Source organism: Pseudomonas viridiflava, assembly GCF_900602065.1.
GTDB lineage: Bacteria > Pseudomonadota > Gammaproteobacteria > Pseudomonadales > Pseudomonadaceae > Aquipseudomonas.
This window is the reverse complement of record NZ_UWFN01000119.1, coordinates 90,589-114,229: the sequence shown is the minus strand read 5'-3', so window position 1 is coordinate 114,229 and position 23,641 is coordinate 90,589. Positions and strand designations below refer to the sequence as shown.

Sequence of the window (23,641 nt, the reverse complement as noted above, 5' to 3'; positions counted from 1 at the left end):
TCCACAAGTCTCTACAGCATCCGTTTGAGCGTATTGTCCTTGCGCACCGCGTGATGCCAGAGCGCGGCAATGACATGCAGGCCGATCACGTAGTAGAAAATCGACCCCAGCAGTTTGTGCAGATCTTCCAGAGATTCCGCGAAACGCTCGGACAGCGGAAAGGGTGACGGGATCAATAGGTGTGTCAGCGGGATGGGTAACGAGCCCTTTTCTATTAATACGGTAAACAGCCCCAATAGTGGTTGGGCTAACAGGAATGCATAAAGCAGATAATGTGAGAGGGTGGCCGCTCGCCGCAAAAAACCTTCAAGGGGCGGAGTGATGTCCGGGGGAGTATGGCGACGTCGCTCTGCAATGCGAAATACAGCCATGATCAACACGACAATGCCGACCCAGAAATGGCTTTGTACAACCAGTGCACGCAGTTCCGAACCCCGTGAAAACTGCGTACGGCTCAGAATAAGGGCGTAGGCCAGTACAATCAAAACCGCCATGACCCAGTGAAGCCAGCGAGCCCTGTAGCTGTAGCGTGCTACTGATGTTGTGTTCACGGCGTTTTCCTTGATTGATTTTATTGGGGAGGGGGTCCATCGACATCGCGTCCTTTGAACCGCCTCGACAGGAGCTGGCAGCTACGCCGGTTTCCTTTCGGACTCTCCGATATTCTCTGTTGCTTAATCTCAACAATAACCGTGACTTGTGCAATGACGTTTTTTTGACTGCTGGGTGTTTGTGTGTTCAAAGCAATCCCCATGCCTGATGTATGTCTTGCGCAAAGAGGGAGAAAGTCCACGGGGGCGGGAGAAAAAATCGAACGCTTGAATTAAACAGTTGAATTAAAAGAACTGGCTTTAAAAACGGCTCGGATTATATCCAATGATGATGGCAAGCACTGTTTCTCCATTTGACAGTAGTTTCGATTGGATCCATCTTGTTGTGCGGTGGATCTATTTATTGGCCGCGTATGTTTAGTGGGTGTGAGTGTATTAGGCGTTTTACACAGGCGAGCAGTGCGGGGTCTACAAGTCTTGAGTTTTTTGTGTGTCGTGTATAAGTAAAAGGGACGGAATTAGTCTGACGGCAAGTTAGCCGGTATAGGGGTTCTTTCGTCGGTGGTTTTTTATGGGTAAGTAGTTAAAGCCTGTTGGCCGATTTTAGGATGCGTCATCAAAACCGCAGAGGGCGTCGTCATTGCAGTCTGGTGCTCTTCGGAGCTGCAGACAAGGCGACGTAGAGCTCGCTGCGTTGGAGAAAACGTTAATGGAGCGGAAAAAGTTGATGTTAGTGGGCGGGGGGGATCTCTGCCTGCAAATTCTGAAAATGCTGGTGCCCCGTGATGGTTTTATCTTTTATGTCGCCGGTCGCGATACTGAAAAAATAACCCGAAGTTGTAATTTGTTGCGTTTGGGGTGTTTGCAAATGGGAGGGACTTGCACCGTTTATCCCGTGGCGATGGACCTTGCTGAAGGCAATGTCGAGGAAAACGCTGGCATCATTTATCGGCTTCGTCCTGATATTATTTTTAACAGTGCGTCCTTGCAGTCATGGCGAGTGATTACGCAATTACCTGCGGTGCACTATCAGGCGTTGGACAATGCCCGGTTCGGCCCTTGGTTGCCTATGCAACTGGCCCCGGCCTATGAACTCATGCGAGCGATCAAACAGTCAGGCATAAACGTTCTGACGATCAATGCGGCATTTCCCGACGCCGTCAATGCAGTGCTCGACAAAGTCGGCATGGCTCCCGATGCCGGAATTGGCGGCGTGGCCAATCTTGTCCCTGCCGTTCGACTTTCAATCGCCCGGTTAGCCCTGCGTCCTCCCGAGAGCGTCCAGGTCAGGCTGATTGCGCAGCAAGGTTTTTGTCATCAGGTGGCCCGAGAGGGATTAGCACCGGATGCGCAGTATCGACTCATCTATTGGGTGGATAACCGGGAATGTACCGGAGAGTTTGATGATGAGGTGATTTTCAATGCAGTGTGGACACACTTTCGTAGTCTGGGTGGGGTGGACATCAATTTCTTTAACGCAATCTCAGCCATTCGGCTGCTCGAGAATTTGCATGCCGAGCATGAAGTCATCACCCATGTTCCAAGCCCCGGTGGGCTGCCGGGCGGATATCCGGTTCGTGTGGGTATGGGGCAGGTGATGTTGGCGCTGCCTTACGGCGTGTCGCGTAGTGACGCGATTGCGGTCAATCAGGCGGGTCAGCGGCAGGACGGGATTCGAGCGATAGGTGCTGACGGCAGTGTCAGCTTCGAGTCGGAGAATATGCAAATCATCGAGTCATTGCTGGGGTTCGCTGTGTCGCACTTGAAACTTCAGGATGTTCACCAGTGTGCGGCAGAGCTTGGTCGTAAATATAACAACTTTGCGAGCGCTGTGGGCGAGGGGCGAATCAGCCGCTAGATCGGTATTGAACCTGTGCCAGTGCCAGGCTTCATATGATTTGAACATTCATGCTTGAACACGGACACGGACCCCAGCCAGGAGCTGCCCGGAGGTCTGAACTGCTCAAGCGACGCGCATAGCACTGGGCCTTTCATCATGAGCGATATCCGCATTGGCATCTCTGGCTGGCGTTACGTCCCGTGGCGAGGCGATTTCTATCCGGAAGGGTTGACGCAAAAAAACGAACTGAAGTTCGCTTCCAGAGCGGTCAACAGTATCGAGATAAATGGCTCTTTTTATGCCCTGCAGTCGCCTGATCTTTATGCGCGCTGGTATGCCGATACGCCGGATGATTTTGTGTTCAGCATCAAAGCGCCTCGCTTTATTACCCATGTGCGAAGGCTGAAGGACGTGGAAAAACCCATCGCGAATTTCTTCGCGTCAGGCATTTTTCAGCTCAAAAACAAACTCGGTCCGATTCTCTGGCAGTTTCCGCCGAGCTTCAAGTTCGATGCGCAGACATTCGAACACTTTCTGATGCTCCTGCCCCATGACATGAAAGAGGCCAGACGTTGCGCTGCCGGCTGTGACGAGAAAATGCACAAGCCTGGTTACCTGGATATTCCCAAAACAGGTCATCTGCGTCATGCAGTGGAAATTCGTCATGAAAGTTTCCGGGTCCCCGGGTTCATCACGTTGCTGCGCAAATACAAAGTGGCGCTGGTGACGGCGGACACGGCGGGGAAGTGGCCGTATATCGAAGACCTGACGAGTGATTTTTTGTACCTGAGGTTGCACGGGGACAAAAAACTCTATGCCAGTGGTTATAGCGATGAGGCTATCGAGCACTGGGGTGAGCGTATTGATGCCTGGCGTCACGGCTCACAACCTGCCGACGCAAACCTGGTGATGGCCAAAAGCGCTCCCGCGCGTAAATCCCGGGATATTTATTGTTACTTCGATAACGACATCAAAGTCCGGGCGCCTTATGACGCACGCCAGTTGCTGGAGCGCTTCGGCCTGGCCAGCGAATTGGACGTCGCGCCGGGCGATCTGAAAGGAGTTGAGTTTTGACCAGTGCCACAACGCCAGTTGGCGTGCGAACAGCAACACCTGCAAGCGTTTCCCTGAAAGTATTGACCATGAACATGCACATGGGATTTGGCTTTCTTAATCGTCGATTCATTTTGCCCGAGTTACGCGATGCCGTTCGTGCGGTGTCCGCCGACGTGGTGTTTTTGCAAGAGGTGCATGGCGAGCATCAAAACCACGCGCAGCGTGTCAAAGACTGGCCTACCACCTCTCAGTACGAGTTTCTGGCAGATAGCATGTGGACCGACTTCGCCTATGGGCGTAATGCGGTTTATCCCCATGGCCACCATGGCAATGCGTTGCTGTCCAAGTACCCGATCAGCTACCACGAGAACCTCGATATATCGATTCATGGCACTGAAGAGCGAGGTTTGCTGCACTGCGTGCTGGAGGTTCCCCATCACGGCCAGGTCCATGCGATCTGCGTGCATCTGGGCTTGCGGGAACATCATCGTCTGCAGCAGCTCAAACTGCTTGCCGGGTTATTGGAACGGTTGCCTGAGGGGGAAGCAGTGATCGTTGCTGGTGACTTCAATGATTGGCGGCAGCGCGCAGACGCGGTGCTGGAGGGCACAGGCCTGCACGAAGTTTTTGTCCAGCACTTCGGTGTGCCTGCCAAGAGCTTCCCTGCACGCTTGCCGCTACTGCGGCTGGACCGTATTTACGTACGCAACGCGACGAGCAATCGCCCCAAAGTATTGTCCAATCGTCCGTGGTCTCACCTTTCAGATCATGCACCGCTGGCTGTGGAGGTAACGTTATGAGTGACCAGGCGAATAACCGTGGGCAGTGGCAGGACGGCAATTCGGTTGAGTTGCTGATCAATGGCGAAGACTACTTCAGCCGGGTTTTCGAGTGTATTCGGGCCGCACGTAAAGAAGTGCTGCTTGAAACATTCATTATTTTCGAAGATCGCGTCGGTGAAGCACTGCAACAGGCCCTCATCCAGGCCGCGAGTAACGGCGCGCACGTCGTGGTTACGGTCGACGACTACGGCACCTCAGATCTGAGCAAATCGTTCGTCAGCCGCATGCTGGCTGCCGGTGTTCATATCCAGCTGTTTGACCCCCGGCCGCGTTTGATGGGCATGCGCACCAACCTGTTCAGGCGCCTGCATCGCAAAGTAGTGGTTGTCGATGGTGAGCTGGCCTTCATCGGCGGTATCAACTACAGCGTCGATCATATGAGTGACACCGGGCTGACCGCCAAGCAGGACTATGCGGTACTGGTGCGCGGCCCCATCGTCGCCGACATTCACAAGTCCGCCATGCGCCTGTTGAGTGAAGGCGTGCGGGCGAAAGTCCCGGCCTTGCGAGTAGCGACCCAGCACGCGGGCAGTGCGCGAATGCTGCTGTGCGAACGCGACAATGAAGAACACACCACTGACATTGAAGAGCAGTATCTGCTGGCAATTCGCAACGCGACCCAGCGGATCACCATCGCCAATGCCTATTTTTTCCCCAGTTATCGCTTCCTTCGTGAGCTGCGCAATGCGGCGCGGCGCGGCGTCAAGGTCACGCTGATTCTGCAAGGCCAGCCAGACATGCCTTTTGTGCGGGTCTGCTCACGCCTGACGTACACCTATCTGCTACGTGACGGGGTGAAAATCCATGAATACACCCAACGCGCCCTGCACGGCAAAGTCGCGCTGATCGACCGCGAATGGTCCACCGTAGGCTCCAGTAACCTGGACCCATTGAGCCTGGCATTGAATCTTGAGGTGAACCTGTTCATTCGCGATCAACAGCTCAACCAGCATCTGCATGAGCATTTGACGGGGCTGGCCGCCGCCCACAGTAAAGAAATGAGCCTGAGGGGCGCGGCACGCGGTCAATGGTGGCGAGCGCCAATGATCTTCCTGAGCTTTCACTTCTTGCGTCATTTTCCAGCCATTGCCGGTCTGTTTCCCGCCCATGGCATGCGCCTCAAGCCGTTGCGTGCAGATGACGTGATTCCAGAGGCCAGCGTTATTGAAAGCGAGCAAAGCAGTGTTGCGCAGCAGTTGAAGTCCAGTTTGCAGTCGGATCAGGAGAAGTCTCTATGAGCAAGGCTTATGAAGCGTCTTCAGACCAGCCGGCGGATCAGTCACCGGACAGGCATGGCAACAAGTGGAAGTGGGCCAAGCGCGCTTTCAATCTGTTCTTCTTCATCGCTGTGCCGGTGCTTTTGTTCTTGCTGGTGAAGAATCTGGACTGGCAAGAGGTGAAACAGGCGCTGCAGTCGTACAAGCTCAGTACCCTTGCCTTGGGTGTCGTTATAGCGCTGTGCAGCTACATGACCTATTGCTGCTTTGATGTGTTGGCGCGTTTCTATACAGGGCACAAGCTGACGATCAGGCAGATCGTCCCGGTGGCCTTTGTTTGTTATGCCTTTAACCTCAATCTCAGTTCCTGGGTGGGCGGCATTGCCTTGCGCTATCGTTTGTATTCCCGGTTAGGGCTGGATGTGCCGACCATCACTCGCGTGTTGAGTCTGAGCCTGATTACTAACTGGCTCGGCTATATGATTCTGGCGGGTGGCGTTTTTGCCATGGGCTTTCTGGAGTTGCCCAAGGATTGGGCGGTTGGTTCCGGGTCACTGCGTCTGATTGGCTTTGCATTGTTGGTCGTAGCGGGAGCGTATTTGCTGGCCTGTCGGTTTTCCAAACGGCGCTCCTGGACGATCCGCAAGCAGGAGATCAATCTGCCTTCGCTCAAGCAGGCGCTGTTGCAAGCAAGCCTTGGCGCATTGAACTGGTCGTTGATGGCGTTGGTGATTTATACGTTGTTGCCGGACAAGGCGTTCTATCCGGCGATTCTTGGGGTGTTATTGATCAGCAGCATCGCTGGTGTGATCACGCATATCCCGGCGGGGCTTGGAGTGCTGGAAACGGTGTTTATCACCTTGCTGCAGCATGAATTTTCCAAAGGCACGTTGCTGGCGGCGTTGATTGGCTATCGGGCGATTTACTTTCTGCTGCCGTTGACGATTGCTGTGGTGGTTTATCTGGTGCTGGAGAAGCGCAGCAAGAAGATGGGGGAGAGGAATCAGGCTGAGGGTGGGGCCTGATCATTTGTTTTGCGTACATATCCGTTGTTGGGGTAACGGCTGAAATTGGTTGCGCTTTTACAGCGCCTCACTTTTGAAAGGAGCGCAAAAGTAAGCAAAACGCTCTTGCCCCACCACTGGGTGCCTCGCTGTCGCTCGGCATACCCGTAATCCGACCTTGCTGCGTGGGGCCGCCGCCACCGGCCATCCATGGCCTGAGGCGGCTAAACCGGCATCCCTGCCGGTTTGCCCCACGCAGCAAGGTCGAATTACGGCCGGCGTGGTTTGACGGGGCGCCTAAGATCAAAATCAAAAGCGGATCAAAAGCAGATCAAAACCATATTGAGACAGCCAGTGGTAGCGCCTCGGACCGGTAGGAGCGAACTCGTTCGCGAGAACGTCACCACAACCAACGCATACGTCGTCTGACACAACGCATCGCAGCCTTCGGCAGCTCCTACAGAAGCCCGGAAAGCTCATAAACCAGGTCGGCTCTCAGGCAGCCGCGCTTTTGATTTTGATCTTAGGCGCCCCGTTAAATCACGCTGGCCGAACGCAGATCTGAAACCGTGGGCAACCCGGCAGGACGCCGGGTTAGCCGCATTGGGCCATGGATGGCCCGTTGCGGCGGCCCACGGTTTCAGATCTGCGGGCGGGCATCCCGAGCCTAGGCGAGGGACCGAGTGATGGGGCAAGAGCGTTTTGCTTACTTTTGCGCTCCATTGTATGGACCGGACACATCATTTACAGGTGTGCCGGGACATGATTTACGCATTATCAACCATAGTCTGGTTGATTGATGTCGATGGTTCGCAGGAGGTGATTGCAAAAATAGATCTTGAACAGTTCTTCGCTGTCGGGGTGTGGTCGTATGGCAATCAGTTGCCCGACGAGACCTTTGGCAATACTGAAATAACACCTCCGAAAGCGAAATCGGCTGTCATAGACCTTGGCCAGCACATCATCCGGCCCATACTCAAACTCTAAGAGTTTCTCTGGAAATGCCCAGGGACTGGCCCGATAGCGGCTTATCGGGACTTGATAGCCCAGTGCTTCATGAGGGCGCTGATGGTTATAAATTTCACGCCATTTATCGAACGCTGCCTGAGCTTCGATAAGGGTACGAAAATGGCGTCCGCTTAGAACCTCAGCTTTAAGTGAGCGATGAAATCGCTCCAGCTTGCCATTGGTTTGCGGATGTCGAGGTCGACTGAAACTTATCCGGATCCCCAAGCGGACTAACCAGATGCTCAGCTCAGAGAGCTCGCCAGGGTTACGCGGTGAGCCCCAAGGTGCCCCATTATCCAGATTGAGCCGTGCAGGCAGGCCGAAGCGGCGGAAAACATCGGTCAGCTTTTGCTGGACAGTGCCTTTTTGTTCATTGGCGCACGCCTCGATCGCCAGGTTGAATCGAGAGTGATCATCCAACAAAGTCAGTGGATGGCAGCGGCCTTGCTGGATGGCGAAATGCCCCTTGAAATCCATCTGCCAAAGGTCATTAGGGGCTTCGTGCTCGAAACGCTTATATCCCCCTTGGCCCGCGTTTTCAGACTGCAGAATCAGCCCATTGCGGTGCAAGACATTAGTGACGGTACTGGGGGCAATACGCTGGCTCAGCATGCTACTGATCTTGCGGCCGCCCCACGCAGGCTGTTCCTGCCGAAGCTTTACGACTTCCGCCTCCAGGGATGGCAGCGTCAGCTTAGGGCTGGAAATAGGCCGACGTGAGTGCTCCTCCAATCCTTCCAGCCCATGCATCTCGTAACGCTTGAGCCACTTGTATGCTGTAGGCGCGCTGATACCAAAGCGCCGACATAACTCTCTTTTGTTGCTACCGGGTTGCAGCGCTAGGGCGATGAACTCTTTTTTCAGGCTCATGGCATCTCTCGTATTCCAAGGCATGATGGCTTCCCGGCGAAGTGGGTTCGCTAGAAAGTGTTAACCATGTCCCCGTACACGTGTAAGCGATGTGTCCGGTCTATACACGCTCCATCAAAAGTGAGGCGCCGTAAGGGCGCAACCAATATCAGCCATCACCGCGATAACGGATATACACCCACAAAAAAGCCCGCAACTCTCACAAGCTGCGGGCTTTTTCACAGGCGTACTCGAAGATTACTCCTCGATATTGCCCATAGCGGTCGTGTTGAAACCACCGTCCACATACATGATTTCGCCGCTGATGCCGGACGCCAGGTCCGAACACAGGAAAGCGCCAGCGTTGCCGACTTCATCAATGGTCACGTTACGACGCAGCGGAGTTTGTGCTTCGTTCGCGGCCAACATCTTACGGAAGTTCTTGATACCCGAAGCAGCCAGCGTACGGATCGGACCAGCCGATACCGCGTTAACGCGAGTGCCTTCAGGGCCCAGGCTGCCTGCCAGATAACGTACACCGGCTTCCAGGCTGGCCTTGGCCATGCCCATCACGTTGTAGTTCGGCATGGTGCGCTCGGCGCCCAGATACGACAGAGTCAGCAGGCTGCCATTGCGGCCTTTCATCATCTCGCGACCGGCCTTGGCCAGAGCCACGAAGCTGTAGGCGCTGATGTCGTGAGCGATGCGGAAACCTTCGCGGGTGGTCGCGTCGGTGAAGTCGCCATCCAGTTGGTCGCCTGGAGCGAAACCTACCGAGTGAACGATCACGTCCAGGCCGTCCCACTTCTTGCTCAGGTCTTCGAAGACCTTGGCGATTTCTTCATCGCTGGCGACGTCACAAGGGAAGCACAGCTCAGGGCCCGAACCCCAGCCAGCGGCGAATTCTTCGACGCGACCTTTGAGTTTGTCGTTCTGGTAGGTGAAGGCAAGCTCTGCACCCTCGCGATGCATGGCGGCAGCAATACCGGATGCGATGGACAGTTTGCTAGCGACACCGACGATCAGGACGCGCTTACCGGCGAGAAAACCCATGTGTTGTTCCTCTTCAGGTTAATCGACAGCTACTGGTGCCAAAAAGGCGGCTTCCAGCAGCTGCTGTGTATAAGAATGTTGCGGTGCGGCAAAGATCTCTTGCGCATCACCCTGTTCGACCACTTGACCCTGCTTGACCACCATCAATTGGTGGCTGAGGGCTTTGACGACAGCCAGGTCATGGCTGATAAACAAATACGTCAGGTTGTACTTGGTTTGCAGCGAGCGCAGTAGCTCGACTACCTGACGCTGCACTGTCCGGTCGAGCGCCGAAGTGGGCTCGTCTAGCAGTATCAGCGCCGGTTTCAATACCAGCGCCCGGGCAATGGCGATCCGCTGCCGTTGCCCACCGGAGAACTCGTGAGGGTAGCGGTGCCGGGTTTCCGGATCCAGTCCTACCTCTCTGAGCGCTTCGATAATGGCCACTTCCTGCTCGGCCGCCGTGCCCATGCGGTGAATGCGCAGGCCTTCGCCGACGATTTCACCCACTGACATCCGCGGGCTCAGGCTGCCAAACGGGTCCTGAAATACCACCTGCATCTGTCGACGCAACGGACGAATCTGTTGCTGCGACAGGCAGTCTAGCGTTTCGCCCTGAAAACGTATGACCCCCTCGCTCCCAATCAGACGAAGAATCGCCAGGCCTAACGTCGATTTGCCCGAGCCGCTTTCACCGACAATTCCCAGCGTTTGCCCCTTGGGCAGACTGAAGTGGATGCCGTCCACAGCCTTGACGTGATCAACGGTCCGTTTGAACAGACCTTTCTTGATCGGAAACCAGACCCGCAGATCCTCAACTTCCAGCAGTGGCGCGCCAGCCGGGTTAGCCGCTGGGCCGCCGCTGGGCTCTGCACTGAGCAGAATTTTGGTGTACGGATGCTGGGGCGAACGAAACAATTCGTCACAGGACGCTTGTTCGACGATGCAACCGCGCTGCATGACACATACGCGGTTGGCTATTTGCTTCACAACGTTCAAATCATGGCTGATCAGCAGCAAAGCCATACCCAGACGTGCCTGCAATTCCTTGAGCAGTTCAAGGATTTTCAGCTGTACCGTAACGTCCAGCGCAGTGGTGGGCTCGTCGGCAATCAGCAACTCCGGCTCGTTGGCCAGGGCCATGGCGATCATCACCCGTTGCCGTTGGCCGCCCGATAATTCATGGGGCAGGGCTTTCAGGCGTTTCACCGGTTCCGGAATGCCCACCAGCTCCAGCAACTCCAGGGTACGGCGGGTCGCGTCCTTACCGGTCAGGCCTTTGTGCAGACCGAGAACTTCGTTGATCTGTTTCTCGATCGACTGCAACGGATTAAGCGAAGTCATCGGCTCCTGGAAGATCATCGCAATGCGATTGCCGCGAATCTTGCGCAGCTTTCTCTCGTCCAGAGTCAACAGGTCATGCCCGGCGTAGCGGATGCTGCCGCTCGGGTGGCGAGCCAGCGGGTAGGGCAGCAGGCGCAGGATCGAGTGCGCGGTGACCGATTTGCCCGAGCCGCTTTCACCCACCAGCGCCAGGGTCTCGCCCCGGCGAATGTCAAAATTGATGCCTTCGACCACGCGCTGACAGCCTTCGCCGGACACGAACTCGACGGCCAGATCGCGGATCTCGATCAGATTGTCATTGTTCATTTCATTTCCTTGGGTCGAAAGCATCGCGGGCGGATTCGCCGATGAACACCAGCAGGCTCAACATCAGGGCCAGTACCGCGAACGCGCTGATGCCCAGCCATGGGGCTTGCAGGTTGGATTTACCCTGGGCAACCAGTTCGCCCAGTGACGGCGACCCGGCCGGGAGGCCAAAGCCAAGGAAGTCCAGCGCGGTCAGGGTGCCGATGGCGCCGGTGAGGATAAACGGCATGAAGGTCATGGTCGAGACCATGGCGTTGGGCAGGATATGGCGGAACATGATCGCGCCGTTTTCCATGCCCAGTGCACGGGCTGCGCGTACGTATTCCAGATTGCGCCCACGCAGGAATTCGGCCCGCACCACATCCACAAGGCTCATCCAGGAGAACAACAGCATGATGCCCAGCAGCCACCAGAAGTTGGGCTGCACGAAGCTGGCAAGAATGATCAGCAGATACAGCACCGGTAACCCGGACCAGACTTCCAGAAAGCGCTGCCCGACCAAGTCCACCCAACCGCCATAGAAACCCTGCAAAGCACCGGCGATAACGCCGATGATCGAGCTCAGCACCGTGAGGGTCAGGGCGAACAGTACCGAAATCCGGAAACCGTAGATCACCCGCGCCAGCACGTCACGACCCTGGTCATCCGTGCCGAGCAGGTTTTCCGCGGAGGGCGGGGCGGGGGCGGGGACTTTCAGGTCGTAGTTGATGCTCTGGTAGCTGAACGGGATCGGTGCCCACAACGTCCAGCCGCCTTTGGCTTCGAGCAACTCCTTGATGTAAGGGCTCTTGTAATTGGCTTCCAGCGGGAATTCGCCACCAAAGGTGGTTTCCGGATAGCGCTCCAGTACCGGGAAGTACCACGCGCCGTCGTATCGGATGGCCAGCGGCTTGTCGTTGGCGATCAGCTCAGCGCCCAGGCTCAGGACGAAGAGGATCAGGAACAGCCACAGCGACCACCAGCCGCGCTTGTTGGCTTTGAAACGCTCGAAGCGTCGACGATTCAGAGGAGACAACTTCATATCAATGTTTCCTGCTTTCGAAGTCGATGCGCGGGTCCACCAGTGTGTAAGTGATGTCCCCGATCAGTTTCACCACCAGCCCCAGCAGGGTGAAGATAAACAGCGTGCCGAACACCACGGGATAGTCGCGGTTGATGGCGGCTTCGAAACTCATCAGGCCCAAGCCGTCGAGGGAGAAAATCACTTCCACCAGCAGTGAGCCGGTAAAGAAGATGCCGATGAATGCCGACGGGAAACCGGCAATCACCAGCAGCATCGCGTTACGGAACACATGGCCGTAGAGCACGCGATTGTTGCTCAGGCCCTTGGCCTTGGCCGTGGTCACGTACTGCTTGCCGATTTCGTCGAGGAAGCTGTTTTTGGTCAGCAGGGTCATGGTCGCGAAGTTGCCGATCACCAGCGCGGTAACAGGCAGCACCAAATGCCAGAAGTAGTCGAAAATCTTGCCGCCCGTGCTGAGTTCTTCAAAGTTGTTCGAGGTCAGGCCGCGTAACGGGAACCAGTCGAAATAGCTGCCACCGGCAAACACCACGATCAGCAAGATGGCGAACAGAAAGGCCGGGATTGCGTAGCCGACGATGATTGCCGAGCTGGTCCAGACGTCGAAGTGGCTGCCATGTCGGGTGGCTTTGGCGATCCCCAGCGGGATCGATACGAGGTACATGATCAGGGTGCTCCATAGCCCGAGGGAAATGGACACCGGCATTTTTTCGATGATCAGGTCGACCACTTTGGCATCACGGAAGAAGCTGTCGCCGAAGTCCAGGTGGGCGTAGTTCTTGATCATGATCCACAGGCGTTCCGGCGCTGACTTGTCGAAGCCGTACATCTTCTCGATTTCTTTCACCAGGGCCGGATCCAGACCCTGGGCGCCGCGATAGTTGGAACCGGCCACCGAGACTTCGGAGCCACCGCCAGCGATTCGGCTGGTGGCGCCCTCGAAGCCTTCGAGTTTGGCAATCATTTGCTCTACCGGCCCGCCAGGCGCAGCTTGAATAATCACAAAGTTGATCAACAGGATGCCGAACAGGGTCGGAATGATCAGCAGCAGACGCCTCAGGATATAAGCCAGCATGTCAGCGCTCCTCCTTCTCGGCGTTTACATCGGGTACAGGTTGCTGCGGCGGAGCAGGCTGTACATCCGGCTTTGCCCACCAGGTGTCCAGGCCAATATCCGACAACGCCTTGGCCTGCGGGTGCGCCAGATGATTCCAGTAGACCACCCGCCAGCTCTTGATATGCCAGTTAGGCACCATGTAGAAACCCCATAGCAGCACGCGGTCCAGCGCCTTGGTATGGGCGACCAGACTTTCCCGCGAGTCGGCGTTGATCAGGCCATCGACCAGCGCGTCCACTGCCGGGTCTTTGAGGCCCATGAAGTTGCGGCTGCCGGTGCGGTCGGCGCTGACAGAATGGAAGAACTCACGTTGTTCGTTACCCGGCGACGAGGATTGCGGGAAACTGCTGACGATCATGTCGAAGTCCCGCGAGCGCAGGCGATTCATGTACTCCGCCACATCCACGCGGCGGATAGTCAGTTCGATGCCGAGGTCTTTGAGGTTGCGCTTGTAAGGCAGCATGACCCGTTCAAAGGCGGTCTGCGCCATCAGAAACTCCAGCTTGACCGGGTTGCCTTGTGCGTCGGTCATTTGGTCATCTTTGATTCGCCAGCCGGCTTCTTGCAGCAATTGGTAAGCACGGCGCATTTGCGGGCGAATCATGCCGCTGCCGTCGGTGGTCGGCAGCACGAATTCATCGGTGAACACTCGATCAGGAATCTTGCCGCGCAACGGCTCCAGGAGCTTCAACTCCGCGGCAGAGGGCAGGCCGCTGGAGGCCATTTCCGAATTGTCGAAGTAGCTTTTGGTGCGCGTATAGGAACCGTTGAACAACTGCTTGTTGGTCCATTCGAAATCGAACAGCAGGGTCAGCGCTTCACGCACTCTCGGGTCCTGAAACAAAGGGCGGCGTAAATTCAGGGCAAAGCCTTGCATCCCTTGCGGGTTGCCGTTGGGCAGCTCCTCCTTGATCAACCGACCTTCGCGCACAGCAGGGATGTCGTAGGCTGCGGACCAGTTTTTCGCGGTATTTTCCAGGCGGTAGTCGTATTGGCCAGCTTTGAGTGCCTGCAACGCCACATCGCTGTCGCGATAGTAGTCGTAGTTCATCACATCAAAGTTGTACTGGCCGCGGTTGACCGGCAGGTCCTTGGCCCAATAGTCCTTGACCCGTTCGTAGCGCACCGAGCGGCCGGCTTTTACTTCGGCGACTTTGTAAGGGCCGCTGCCCGACGGGAATTCAAGGTTGCCTTTGTTGAACTCGCGAGTGGCCCAGAAGTGTTTGGGCAATACCGGCAGTTGGCCAAGGATCAAAGGCAACTCGCGACTGTGGCTGTCTTTGAACTTGAACAGCACCCGCAGCGGATCTTCGACGACCACCTTGTCGACGCCGGCATAGTAAGCCCGGTACATCGGCGCACCGTCTTTGATCAGGGTGTTGAAGGTGAACTCCACGTCTTCGGCGCGGATGGCGTGGCCGTCATGGAAGCGCGCCTCGGGACGCAGGTAGAAACGCACCCAGGTGTTGTCCGGTGCCTTCTCGATCTTCCCGGCCACCAGCCCGTATTCGGTCAGCGGCTCGTCCAGGCTGGAGCGGGCCAGCGTGTCGTAGATCAGGCTGATGTCTTCAGCAGGCGTGCCCTTGTTGATGAACGGATTGAGGCTGTCGAAGCCTCCGAAGCCCGCCTGACGCAGGGTGCCGCCCTTGGGCGCATCCGGGTTCACATAGTCGAAATGCTTGAAGCTGGCGGGGTACTTTGGCGCTTCGTCATACAGCGTCAGGGCATGCTGGGGCGCAGCCTGGGCGGTGCAGGCAATACCGACCAGCAACAGGCCGCCAGCCTGCTTGAGCAGGGAACGCAACGGGTTCATTGGGTCTTCTCCAGAGGCTTTAACCACCACGCACGCAAACCCAGGGTGTAGGGCGGGGTGGTGACCATGGCGAACCGGTTGCGGTACGCCAGGCGATGATTGTTCAGGTACCAGTTGGGGATCATGTAGTGCTGTGACAGCAGGACGCGATCCAGTGCGCGCGCGGCGGCCACTTGAGTGTCCCGTGTCTGCGCGGCGAGCAGTTGATTGAGCAGGCCGTCGACCACCGGATTGGCCACACCTGCGTAATTCTTGCTGCCCTTGATCGCGGCCTGACTGGAGTGGAAGTACTGCCACTGTTCCAGGCCGGGGCTGAGCGTTTGCGCCATGGTCATGCTGATCATGTCGAAATCGAACTGGTCGAGCCGCTGCTTGTACTGAGCGCGGTCTACCGTGCGTAAGCGAGCGTCGATGCCGATGCGGCGCAGATCCTCGATAAAGGGCTGCTGAATACGTTCAAGGCTTGGGTTTACCAGCAGGATCTCAAAGCGCAGTTGTTGATCTTTGGCGTTCACCAGGCCATGGTCCGACAACTTCCAGCCTGCTTCGCCAAACAGCTTCAAGGCTTTGCGCAGGGTTTCACGCGGGATGCCGCCACCGTCGGTTTTCGACACGCTGAACGGCTGGGTAAACAGGCTCGCGGGTAGTTGCTCGCGATAAGCCGACAGCATCAGCCACTCGGCGCCGGTGGGCAGGCCGGTCGCTGAAAATTCGCTGTTCGGGTAGTAACTCGTGGTCCGCGAATAGGCATCGCTGAACAGGGTACGGTTGGTCCATTCGAAGTTGAACATCAACCCTAGTGCTTCACGCACTCTTGCGTCAGCGAACATGCTGCGCCGGGTGTTCATGAACAGGCCTTGGGTCTGGGTCGGAATCTTGTGCTCGATCTGCGCCTTGATAACCTGACCATTGGCAATCGCCGGGAAGTTGTAACCCGTGGACCAGTTTTTGGCCTGATGTTCGATGTAGATGTCGAACTCGCCTGCCTTGAACGCTTCGAAGGCCACGTCGTTGTCGCGGTAGAACTCTACTTCAACCCGGTCAAAGTTGTACTTGCCGCGATTGACCGCCAGATCCTTGCCCCAGTAATCCTTGACCCGCTCGAAGACCAGTTGGCGGCCGGGTTGCACCTTGGTAATCCGGTACGGCCCACTGCCCAGTGGCGGCTCGAATGTCGTGGCCTTGAAGTCACGATCTTTCCAATAGTGTTGCGGCAGCACCGGTAATTCGCCCAAACGCAGGATCAACAGTGGATTGCCCGTGCGTTTGAACACGAAGCGGATACGGTGGCGATTGAGGATATCGACCCTCTGCACTTCCTGCAGGGCCGTGCGGTACTGCGGATGACCGTCTTTGAGCAGGGTGCGATAGGAAAACGCAACATCGTAAGCCGTAATCGGCTTGCCATCATGAAAGCGAGCCTGCGGACGCAAATTGAAGACTACCCAGCTGCGATCTTCGCTGTACTCGACGCTCTGCGCGATCAGGCCATAGCTCGACGTCGGTTCGTCGCCGGACGGGTCGTACTGACCCGTGCCGACCATCAATGGCTCATTGAGCTCATTGACGCCGTATTGCAGGAAGTTGGCCGTGGAAATCGGGCTGCTGCCCTTGAACGTATAGGGGTTCAGTGTATCGAACGAGCCAAAAGCCATCATTCTCAAGGTGCCACCTTTCGGCGCCTCGGGGTTTACCCAGTCGAAATGCGTAAAACTGGCCGGATACTTGAGAACACCAAACTGCGCGTAGCCATGGCTTTCGCTGATGGCCGCGTAGACGGGAAAGCTCAAGGCCAGGCTGATGATGAACAGGAAGGGACGTATCACGATCCAGACGGCTTGGGCTTTTGGGTCGTCAACAGTAACAGCTTGTATCGACAGGAAAAAGGGTTGCGGCCAAGTGAGGTGCTGCAGTGCGGCGGTCTCATGTGGGAGATTCTATGTAGGCCTGCAAGCACAATTCCCGTGGGAGCGAATTCATTCGCGAAGGGGGCGGTACATCCGCAGCCTGTGTATTGCCTGGAATATTGCCTTCCCGAATAAATTCGGTCCCACTGGTCCACCATAAGCCTGAGATTATGGTGGACCAGCGGGAATGGAAAACTCAATCAATGCGGCAAATAGACCGTCAGCGTCTGGCCCGGCTTGAGTGCCGAACCGCTGCGCGGGTTCCAGCGCTTGAGATGCTGCATCTCGACGTTGAAACGCTTGGCGACCAGATACATCGAGTCACCTTTCTGGATCTTGTACTGCATGGACTTCTTGTCAGCCGGTTTGGCGCTGGCAGTCGCCGTGCTTTTGGCTCTGGCGGTGTTGTCTTCCATCACCAGCGTCTGGCCAACCTTGAGGTTTTGCCCTGACAGTTTGTTCCAGCGCTGCAACTCTTTGACGTCAACCTTGTTGGCCTTGGCGATGATCGACAGGTTGTCACCGCTTTTGACCGTGTAATTCTTGCTGCGAGCTGGTTTTTCAGTGCTTGCCAGTGTTTCGAACACCGGTTGCGAAGGCGTCGAGCCCGGCTGCGTCGGGATGCTCAGGGACTGACCCACGCGCAAGCTGTTGCCAGACAGCTTGTTGGAGCTTTTCAGCGAACTCACCGAAACCTGATAGCGGCTGGCGAGGCTGGCGAGTGTGTCGCCCTTGCGAACCCGGTATTGCTGCCAGTCCACCAGTTCCTGAGGCTTCATGTTCGACAGGCTGGCCGTCAGCAATTGCTTCTTGGCCGTGGGGACCAGCAGATGCTTGGGACCGTCAATCGTCATGTGCTTCTTGAACGCGGGGTTCAGCTGAATCAGCTCGTCTTCGTCGATGTTGCCCATCGCAGCAACCTTGGAAAGGTCCATGCGCTGGTTCAGCTCAACGACTTCGAAATACGGTTCATTGGCAATCGGGTTGAGGTTCACGCCGTAAGCTTCGGGCGCCAATACAACCTGAGACAGGGCCAGCAGCTTGGGCACGTAGTCCTTGGTTTCCTGCGGCAGGGGCAGGTTCCAGTAATCCGTGGGCAGGCCGAGTTTTTCGTTGCGCTCGATTGCCCGGCTGACCGTTCCCTCGCCAGCGTTATAAGCCGCCAGCGCCAACAGCCAGTCGCCGTTGAACATGTCGTGCAGGCGTGTCAGGTAATCCATCGCCGCAACGGTGGATGCCTGGATATCACGACGCCCATCGTAGAAGTTGGTCTGGCGCAGATTGAAATAGCGGCCGGTCGAGGGGATGAACTGCCACAGGCCGACGGCTTTACTGCGCGATACCGCCATCGGGTTGTAGGCGCTCTCGATGACTGGCAGCAGCGCCAGTTCCAGCGGCATATTGCGCTCTTCAAGACGCTCGACGATGTAATGCATATAAAGGCTGCCGCGCTCGCCTGCGTTCTCCAGGAACGAAGGGTTGTTGGCAAACCAGAGGCGTTGCTGATCAATGCGCGGGTTCAGGTCGTTGCCTTGTTGCAACTGAAAGCCCTGACGCATCCGCTCCCAGACATCTTGCGGTGGCGCAAGTGGGGCAGGTTTATGAGTGAGAAAGATCGGTTTCTGCTTGATTCCCGCCGCCAGGTTAGGCGTGCGGTGGCTACTGCTGGGTTCGACGTGGCTGGTGGTCTGGCAGCCGGCAAGCGTGGCGCTAACGGCTACAGCAATAGCCTGAGCTAACCGAGTCAATGCGTCTGGATTAATGGTTCTGCGTATAGATGACGACATTGGCTGGGAGATAGTTCCAGGCGAAAATGTCGGGCGATTCTAGGAACACCCCTGCCAATGGTCAACCTTTCAACGATTTTGCGCTCAAGAACGCGCTTTTTAGAACGTATCTTTCCAAGCCCTCAAGGCAGCAAAAATCTCGCTTGGCGACTGATTTTCGGTACCGTTCCGTTCGTCTGCTTTTTGTTTAACAGATGTTTCATTGGTGCGAATGAATGGGTTTGTGAGACGTTCCAGCGCAAGATTCGAGGGTAGACTGATGCGGTTTTCACTGCGCCACTGGGTGACCTGTGCCAGGCGTTTCGTGATGTCGGCGTTATCAGGTTCCACGGCCTGGGCGAAGCGCAGATTACTGAGGGTGTATTCGTGAGTGCAGTACACCAGCGTCGCATCCGGCAGCTCGGCCAGTCGGCTTAGCGACTGGTGCATTTGCACTGGCGTACCTTCGAACAGCCGTCCGCATCCTGCTGCGAAGAGCGTATCGCCGCAGAACAAAAGCGGGGCTTCGGATGCCGCATGATAAAAAGCGAGATGGCCAAGGGTATGACCGGGTACAGCGAAGACGTCGAAATCCAGACCCAGCACATTAATGCGGTCGTTATCGACGAGCGCTACATCCCGGGCGGGGATATTTTCGTCGGCCGGACCGAGTACCCGGGCCTGGGTGTACTGTTTGAGTTGCACGACCCCACCCACGTGGTCGTGATGGTGGTGAGTGATCAGGATGTCGCTCAGCGTCCAGTCGGGGTGTTGCTCCAGCCAGTTGATGACAGGTGCAGCGTCTCCCGGGTCGACGACGGCGCAGCGTTTATTTGCAGGATCCTGTAACAACCAGATGTAATTGTCAGTAAAAGCCGGCAGGGCATCGATCTGTATCATGGCGCAGTTCGCTTGGCGGGAAACAATAAGGCATCTTAGAGTCTGATGACGCTTGATGCGAGGATCACACATGACCGATGAAGCATTCGCACAAGCTGATCCTGAGTGGCTAGCGCTGATCAGTTCAGCGCGTGACTGGCTGTCAGGCCCGCTGGGCCAGCTTTTACTGCAGGAAGAGCGGCGGGTTCTGGAAGAAGAGCTCGGGCGTTTTTTTGGGGGCTATCTGGTGCACTACGGCCCTTCTGCCGAAACCCCGCCGGCCGCGCAGCAGGTCCAGCGTAATGTGCGTCTGGGCGCGCCGCTGCCGGGTGTGGAAATTGTCTGCGAGGAACAGGCCTGGCCGCTCAGCGAGCACGCCGCCGATGTCGTTGTCATGCAGCATGGCCTGGATTTCTGCCTGTCGCCTCATGGGTTGTTGCGCGAGGCGGCCAGCAGCGTACGGCCTGGCGGGCATTTGCTGATTGTCGGCATTAACCCTTGGAGTGCATGGGGCCTGCGGCACGTTTTTGCCAAAGACGCGCTGCACAAGGCGCGCTGTATTTCTCCATCTCGGGTCGCCGACTGGCTGAATCTATTGGGCTTTGCACTGGAGAAGCGCCGCTTCGGATGCTATCGTCCGCCGCTTGCTTCAGCGAGCTGGCAAGCTCGTCTGGCGGGTCTCGAACGGCTCGGCGATGGCTGGCAAAGCCCGGGCGGCGGCTTCTATTTATTGGTCGCGCGCAAGCTGGTGGTAGGATTGCGGCCATTGCGCGAATTACGTCGCGAGCCAATGGGCAAGCTGATCCCGCTGCCGATGGCCAAGGTCAATCGCGATACCTGCGAGCCTGAGTAGCGCTGAAGCCCACCAATTCTGGATGTATTAATGAGCGATACCGTTGAACTGTTCACTGATGGCGCCTGCAAGGGCAATCCCGGGCCTGGCGGCTGGGGCGCTTTGCTGGTCTGCAAGGGCGTTGAAAAGGAACTGTGGGGCGGCGAAGCCAATACCACCAACAACCGCATGGAGTTGATGGGGGCCATTCGCGGCCTTGAAGAGCTCAAGCGCTCTTGTGAAGTCCTGCTGGTGACTGACTCCCAATACGTGATGAAAGGCATCACCGAGTGGATGGTCAACTGGAAGAAGCGGGGCTGGAAGACCGCAGCCAAGGAGCCGGTGAAGAATGCCGACCTCTGGAAATTGCTGGATGAACAAGTCAATCGCCACACCGTGACCTGGAAATGGGTGCGTGGCCACATTGGTCATCCCGGCAACGAGCGGGCCGACCAGTTGGCTAACCGGGGTGTGGACGAAGTAAGAGGCATCAAACATGCGTAGTGTTGTACTCGATACCGAAACGACCGGTATGCCGGTCACTGATGGCCATCGCGTCATCGAGATCGGTTGTGTCGAACTGATGGGCCGTCGCCTGACCGGGCGGCATTTCCATGTTTACCTGCAGCCTGACCGGGAAAGTGACGAGGGCGCGATTGGCGTCCACGGCATCACCAACGAATTCCTGGTGGGCAAGCCGCGTTTCGCTGAAGTGGCCGATGAGTTCTTCGAATTCATCAAAGGCGCGCAACTGATCATTCATAACGCGGCGTTCGACGTTGGTTTTATCAACAACGAATTCGCGCTGATCGGCCAGCAAGACAGGGCTGACATCACTCAGCACTGCACCGTGCTCGACACCCTGATGATGGCTCGTGAGCGGCACCCGGGCCAGCGCAACAGCCTCGATGCCTTGTGCAAACGTTATGGCGTCGACAACTCCGGCCGTGAATTGCACGGCGCATTGCTCGACTCCGAGATTCTTGCTGACGTTTATCTGACCATGACCGGCGGCCAGACCAGCTTGTCCCTGGCGGGTAATGCCAGTGATGGCAATGGCTCCGGTGAAGGCTCGGGTAATACCGCGACCGAAATTCGCCGTCTGCCCGCCGATCGGCAGAAGTGCCGGGTAATTCGTGCCAGCGAAGGTGAGCAGGCCGAGCACTACGTGCGCATGGCTGCCATCGCGAAGGCCGCTGGTGCACCTGCGTTGTGGGTCCAGTTGCAGGAAGCGGCGGCTGCCCAGCAGGCGTGACCCACCGGCTCGACCGATTCATTGGCTGCTTAACGAGGTCATGACCTTGGCTAATCCGGCACTGAGCATTCGCGTTGCAGACGAATGCTTCGAGGACTACATCCTCAACAGCGAATTCACCTTCACCGTCAGTGGTTATGCGGCGGCGCAGGTGGGGCAGAGCGTTGAGCAGTGGCAGGTCGAGGCCGTGGAGCCTTACAGTAAAAACTACGGCATCGATTCTCAGGAGTTTTGCGACTATCGGGATGCCGCAGACAGTACGGTAATGGTTGCCTGGCTGGGCGAGCGCGCCGTCGGGCACATGGTCCTGAGTCGACACTGGAATGGTTTTGCGCACATCGATGAGTTGGCCGTCGATGCATCAGCGCGTCGTAACGGCGTGGCGCGGTCACTGCTGGACGTCGCGCAGTTCTGGACGCGCAAGCAGAACCTGCCGGGGATCATGCTGGAAACCCAGAACAATAATCTGGCTGCCTGCCGGTTGTATGAAAGCTATGGCTTTGTGATGGGCGGGGTTGACCACCTGCGCTATCGCGCCATTGACCCCCAGACGCGCGAGTCTGCGATTTTCTGGTATCTGTTGTTTAGCTGACCAACCCTGGAGGGCTGGCTTTAGCCGGGAGGAGTGAGTATCAGGCAGTGAAGATGTTATTTACTGGCCCGCTCGCGACCAAAGCTGCTCTCATCAAATAACCTGTAGTTATCTGATTTCATACAGAACCCGTGGGACCGAATTTATTCGGGAAGGGGCCGTCACATTCGCCGCACTTTTATCGTCAGCAATGCCGCCTTCCCGGATAAATCCGGTCCTACCAGTCCTCTGTTTGCTGCGCAACAGCGCTGTGTCAGTGATATCGAGCGACCTCGTATGGGTCACTCTCAGGAAGTACGGGTCATGGTAATGCCGGACTGGACCAACTGAAACTCATCCCCGCCCAAGTGATTGACCCTGTCGCCAATCGCCAGTTTGTAGATTGAAACAGGCTCCGTGCCACCCGCCTCGGCGAGCTGTGATTCCCGGAATTCATGCACTGAATAAATGCGGCCTTCGGCGTCGCGTGCATGAAATTGTCCAACCTTGATTGAAGCCATTTGCTTTGTAACCTCTGAAGATAACCGCCTGTTTTACCCTTGCATGCTAACACTGCGCATCGAGCGCCAGGGTCCGTATCCCGCAAGACTCGGACAGACGTAGCACGCAGCGTGCAATCAAGCGAAGTAGACCGCTGTTTTGACGGGTAGTTTGCCTGCGATTAAAAAATAGTCGGCGTAGGGATTTTGGACCGTTTGTGCTGTTTAATCTCCCATCGCTGCAATGCAATCTGCACCTTGGCACCGACTTGATCTATAACTAATGGCTCTTTTCATTCGTTGAAGGACATATCCATGAGTCAGGTTTATTCGATCGCTGTGGTAGTTGGCAGCCTGCGGGCTGATTCCATCAATCGTAAGATCGCGCTGGCCCTCGCCACACTGGCTCCGGCCAACCTGCAACTGAAGATCGTCGAAATCGGTGATCTGCCGCTTTATAACGAAGACATCGATACCGCGACCTCAAGCCCTGAAAGCTATACAGCATTTCGTCAGCAAATCAGTGCGGCCGACGGCGTGTTGTTCGTGACGCCGGAATACAACCGGTCGGTACCAGGGGCGCTGAAGAACGCCATTGACGTCGGCTCTCGTCCTTACGGCAAAAGCGCCTGGAGTGGCAAGCCCGGGGCCGTGATCAGCGCTTCGCCTGGCGCTATCGGCGGGTTTGGTGCCAATCACCATTTGCGCCAGTCTTTGGTTTTTCTCAACGTGCCGTGCCTGCAGCAGCCTGAAGCCTACCTGGGCAACGCCGGTACATTTTTTGATGCGTCAGGCACCTTGTCAGAACAGACCAGGCCTTTCCTGCAGACATTCATCAATGCCTACGCCGCCTGGGTTGAGCAGAATCATAAGGCCTGAGGCCGACATATTCGGCAATGCGCTGCTTTATGTACCGTCTGCAATGAAGTAG

The 23,641-nt window shown here is 56.6% G+C and carries 21 protein-coding genes; 10 read left to right on the top strand and 11 right to left on the bottom strand.

The features are described from left to right. Positions 1–11: 11 nt before the first annotated feature. Positions 12–551, bottom strand: a complete 540-nt coding sequence (locus EE949_RS08115) for a cytochrome b (protein ID WP_122663840.1) — start codon at positions 549–551, stop codon at positions 12–14. Positions 552–1,260: 709 nt separating this feature from the next. Here EE949_RS08115 and EE949_RS08110 point away from each other — a divergent pair. The 5 genes from EE949_RS08110 to EE949_RS08090 all read left to right on the top strand — a co-directional run bounded on the left by EE949_RS08110 (position 1,261) and on the right by EE949_RS08090 (position 6,531). Then, positions 1,261–2,409, top strand: a complete 1,149-nt coding sequence (locus tag EE949_RS08110) for a hypothetical protein (RefSeq protein ID WP_122663839.1) — start codon at positions 1,261–1,263, stop codon at positions 2,407–2,409. A gap of 138 nt (positions 2,410–2,547) precedes the next feature. Then, a complete protein-coding gene (locus EE949_RS08105; protein ID WP_122663838.1) occupies positions 2,548–3,465 on the top strand; it encodes a DUF72 domain-containing protein in 918 nt (305 codons plus the stop codon). Further along, complete coding sequence (locus tag EE949_RS08100; RefSeq protein ID WP_430735978.1) at positions 3,462–4,247, top strand: endonuclease/exonuclease/phosphatase family protein; 786 nt, start codon at positions 3,462–3,464, stop codon at positions 4,245–4,247. Before EE949_RS08105 ends, EE949_RS08100 begins: the two co-directional genes overlap by 4 nt. Next, complete coding sequence (gene clsB, locus EE949_RS08095) at positions 4,244–5,527, top strand: cardiolipin synthase ClsB (protein ID WP_122663837.1); 1,284 nt, start codon at positions 4,244–4,246, stop codon at positions 5,525–5,527. Before EE949_RS08100 ends, clsB begins: the two co-directional genes overlap by 4 nt. After that, positions 5,524–6,531, top strand: coding sequence for a lysylphosphatidylglycerol synthase domain-containing protein (locus EE949_RS08090; protein WP_122663836.1), 1,008 nt, complete (start codon positions 5,524–5,526; stop codon positions 6,529–6,531). The genes clsB and EE949_RS08090 overlap by 4 nt, the downstream gene beginning before the upstream one ends. A 756-nt stretch (positions 6,532–7,287) precedes the next feature. Here EE949_RS08090 and EE949_RS08085 read toward each other — a convergent pair. From EE949_RS08085 to gloB, 9 genes are all read right to left on the bottom strand, one after another. Next, complete coding sequence (locus EE949_RS08085) at positions 7,288–8,412, bottom strand: IS481 family transposase (RefSeq protein ID WP_122663835.1); 1,125 nt, start codon at positions 8,410–8,412, stop codon at positions 7,288–7,290. Between the two features lie 213 nt (positions 8,413–8,625). After that, entirely contained in the window at positions 8,626–9,420 is a 795-nt protein-coding gene (gene fabI, locus EE949_RS08080; protein ID WP_087274483.1) for an enoyl-ACP reductase FabI, read from the bottom strand. 18 nt (positions 9,421–9,438) lie between these two features. Further along, positions 9,439–11,049, bottom strand: coding sequence for an ABC transporter ATP-binding protein (locus tag EE949_RS08075; protein ID WP_122663834.1), 1,611 nt, complete (start codon positions 11,047–11,049; stop codon positions 9,439–9,441). A 1-nt stretch (position 11,050) separates the two neighbouring features. Next, positions 11,051–12,070 carry an ABC transporter permease gene (locus EE949_RS08070; protein WP_122663833.1) on the bottom strand — a complete coding sequence of 340 codons (1,020 nt, stop codon included), beginning with the start codon at positions 12,068–12,070 and terminating at the stop codon, positions 11,051–11,053. 1 nt (position 12,071) lies between these two features. Beyond that, the gene (locus EE949_RS08065; protein ID WP_122663832.1) at positions 12,072–13,145 is read right to left on the bottom strand and encodes a microcin C ABC transporter permease YejB; all 1,074 of its coding nucleotides are present in this window, start codon (positions 13,143–13,145) and stop codon (positions 12,072–12,074) included. Between the two features lies 1 nt (position 13,146). Then, entirely contained in the window at positions 13,147–15,000 is a 1,854-nt protein-coding gene (locus tag EE949_RS08060) for an extracellular solute-binding protein (protein WP_122663831.1), read from the bottom strand. Further along, on the bottom strand, positions 14,997–16,826 hold the full coding sequence (locus EE949_RS08055) for an extracellular solute-binding protein (RefSeq protein WP_122663830.1): 1,830 nt from the start codon (positions 16,824–16,826) through the stop codon (positions 14,997–14,999). The genes EE949_RS08060 and EE949_RS08055 overlap by 4 nt, the downstream gene beginning before the upstream one ends. Before the next feature lie 281 nt (positions 16,827–17,107). Next, on the bottom strand, positions 17,108–18,694 hold the full coding sequence (locus EE949_RS08050; RefSeq protein WP_122663829.1) for a lytic transglycosylase domain-containing protein: 1,587 nt from the start codon (positions 18,692–18,694) through the stop codon (positions 17,108–17,110). Between the two features lie 99 nt (positions 18,695–18,793). Beyond that, on the bottom strand, positions 18,794–19,573 hold the full coding sequence (gene gloB, locus EE949_RS08045) for a hydroxyacylglutathione hydrolase (protein ID WP_122663828.1): 780 nt from the start codon (positions 19,571–19,573) through the stop codon (positions 18,794–18,796). A 70-nt stretch (positions 19,574–19,643) separates the two neighbouring features. Between gloB and EE949_RS08040 the strand changes: the two genes are divergently transcribed. From EE949_RS08040 to EE949_RS08025, 4 genes are read left to right on the top strand one after another with little or no spacing between them, the layout of a single operon-like run. Then, complete coding sequence (locus tag EE949_RS08040) at positions 19,644–20,405, top strand: class I SAM-dependent methyltransferase (RefSeq protein ID WP_122663827.1); 762 nt, start codon at positions 19,644–19,646, stop codon at positions 20,403–20,405. Positions 20,406–20,435: 30 nt separating this feature from the next. Beyond that, positions 20,436–20,888 carry a ribonuclease HI gene (gene rnhA, locus EE949_RS08035; RefSeq protein WP_122663826.1) on the top strand — a complete coding sequence of 151 codons (453 nt, stop codon included), beginning with the start codon at positions 20,436–20,438 and terminating at the stop codon, positions 20,886–20,888. Further along, positions 20,881–21,639 carry a DNA polymerase III subunit epsilon gene (gene dnaQ, locus EE949_RS08030; protein WP_122663825.1) on the top strand — a complete coding sequence of 253 codons (759 nt, stop codon included), beginning with the start codon at positions 20,881–20,883 and terminating at the stop codon, positions 21,637–21,639. Before rnhA ends, dnaQ begins: the two co-directional genes overlap by 8 nt. Before the next feature lie 40 nt (positions 21,640–21,679). Beyond that, positions 21,680–22,231 carry a GNAT family N-acetyltransferase gene (locus EE949_RS08025; protein ID WP_122663824.1) on the top strand — a complete coding sequence of 184 codons (552 nt, stop codon included), beginning with the start codon at positions 21,680–21,682 and terminating at the stop codon, positions 22,229–22,231. Positions 22,232–22,518: 287 nt separating this feature from the next. On the opposite strand, the gene EE949_RS08020 is transcribed toward EE949_RS08025, so the two are convergent. After that, complete coding sequence (locus EE949_RS08020) at positions 22,519–22,731, bottom strand: hypothetical protein (RefSeq protein ID WP_122663823.1); 213 nt, start codon at positions 22,729–22,731, stop codon at positions 22,519–22,521. A 294-nt stretch (positions 22,732–23,025) separates the two neighbouring features. Here EE949_RS08020 and EE949_RS08015 point away from each other — a divergent pair, with 294 nt between their 5' ends. After that, complete coding sequence (locus EE949_RS08015) at positions 23,026–23,589, top strand: NADPH-dependent FMN reductase (RefSeq protein WP_122663822.1); 564 nt, start codon at positions 23,026–23,028, stop codon at positions 23,587–23,589. The last annotated feature ends 52 nt before the right edge of the window (positions 23,590–23,641 follow it).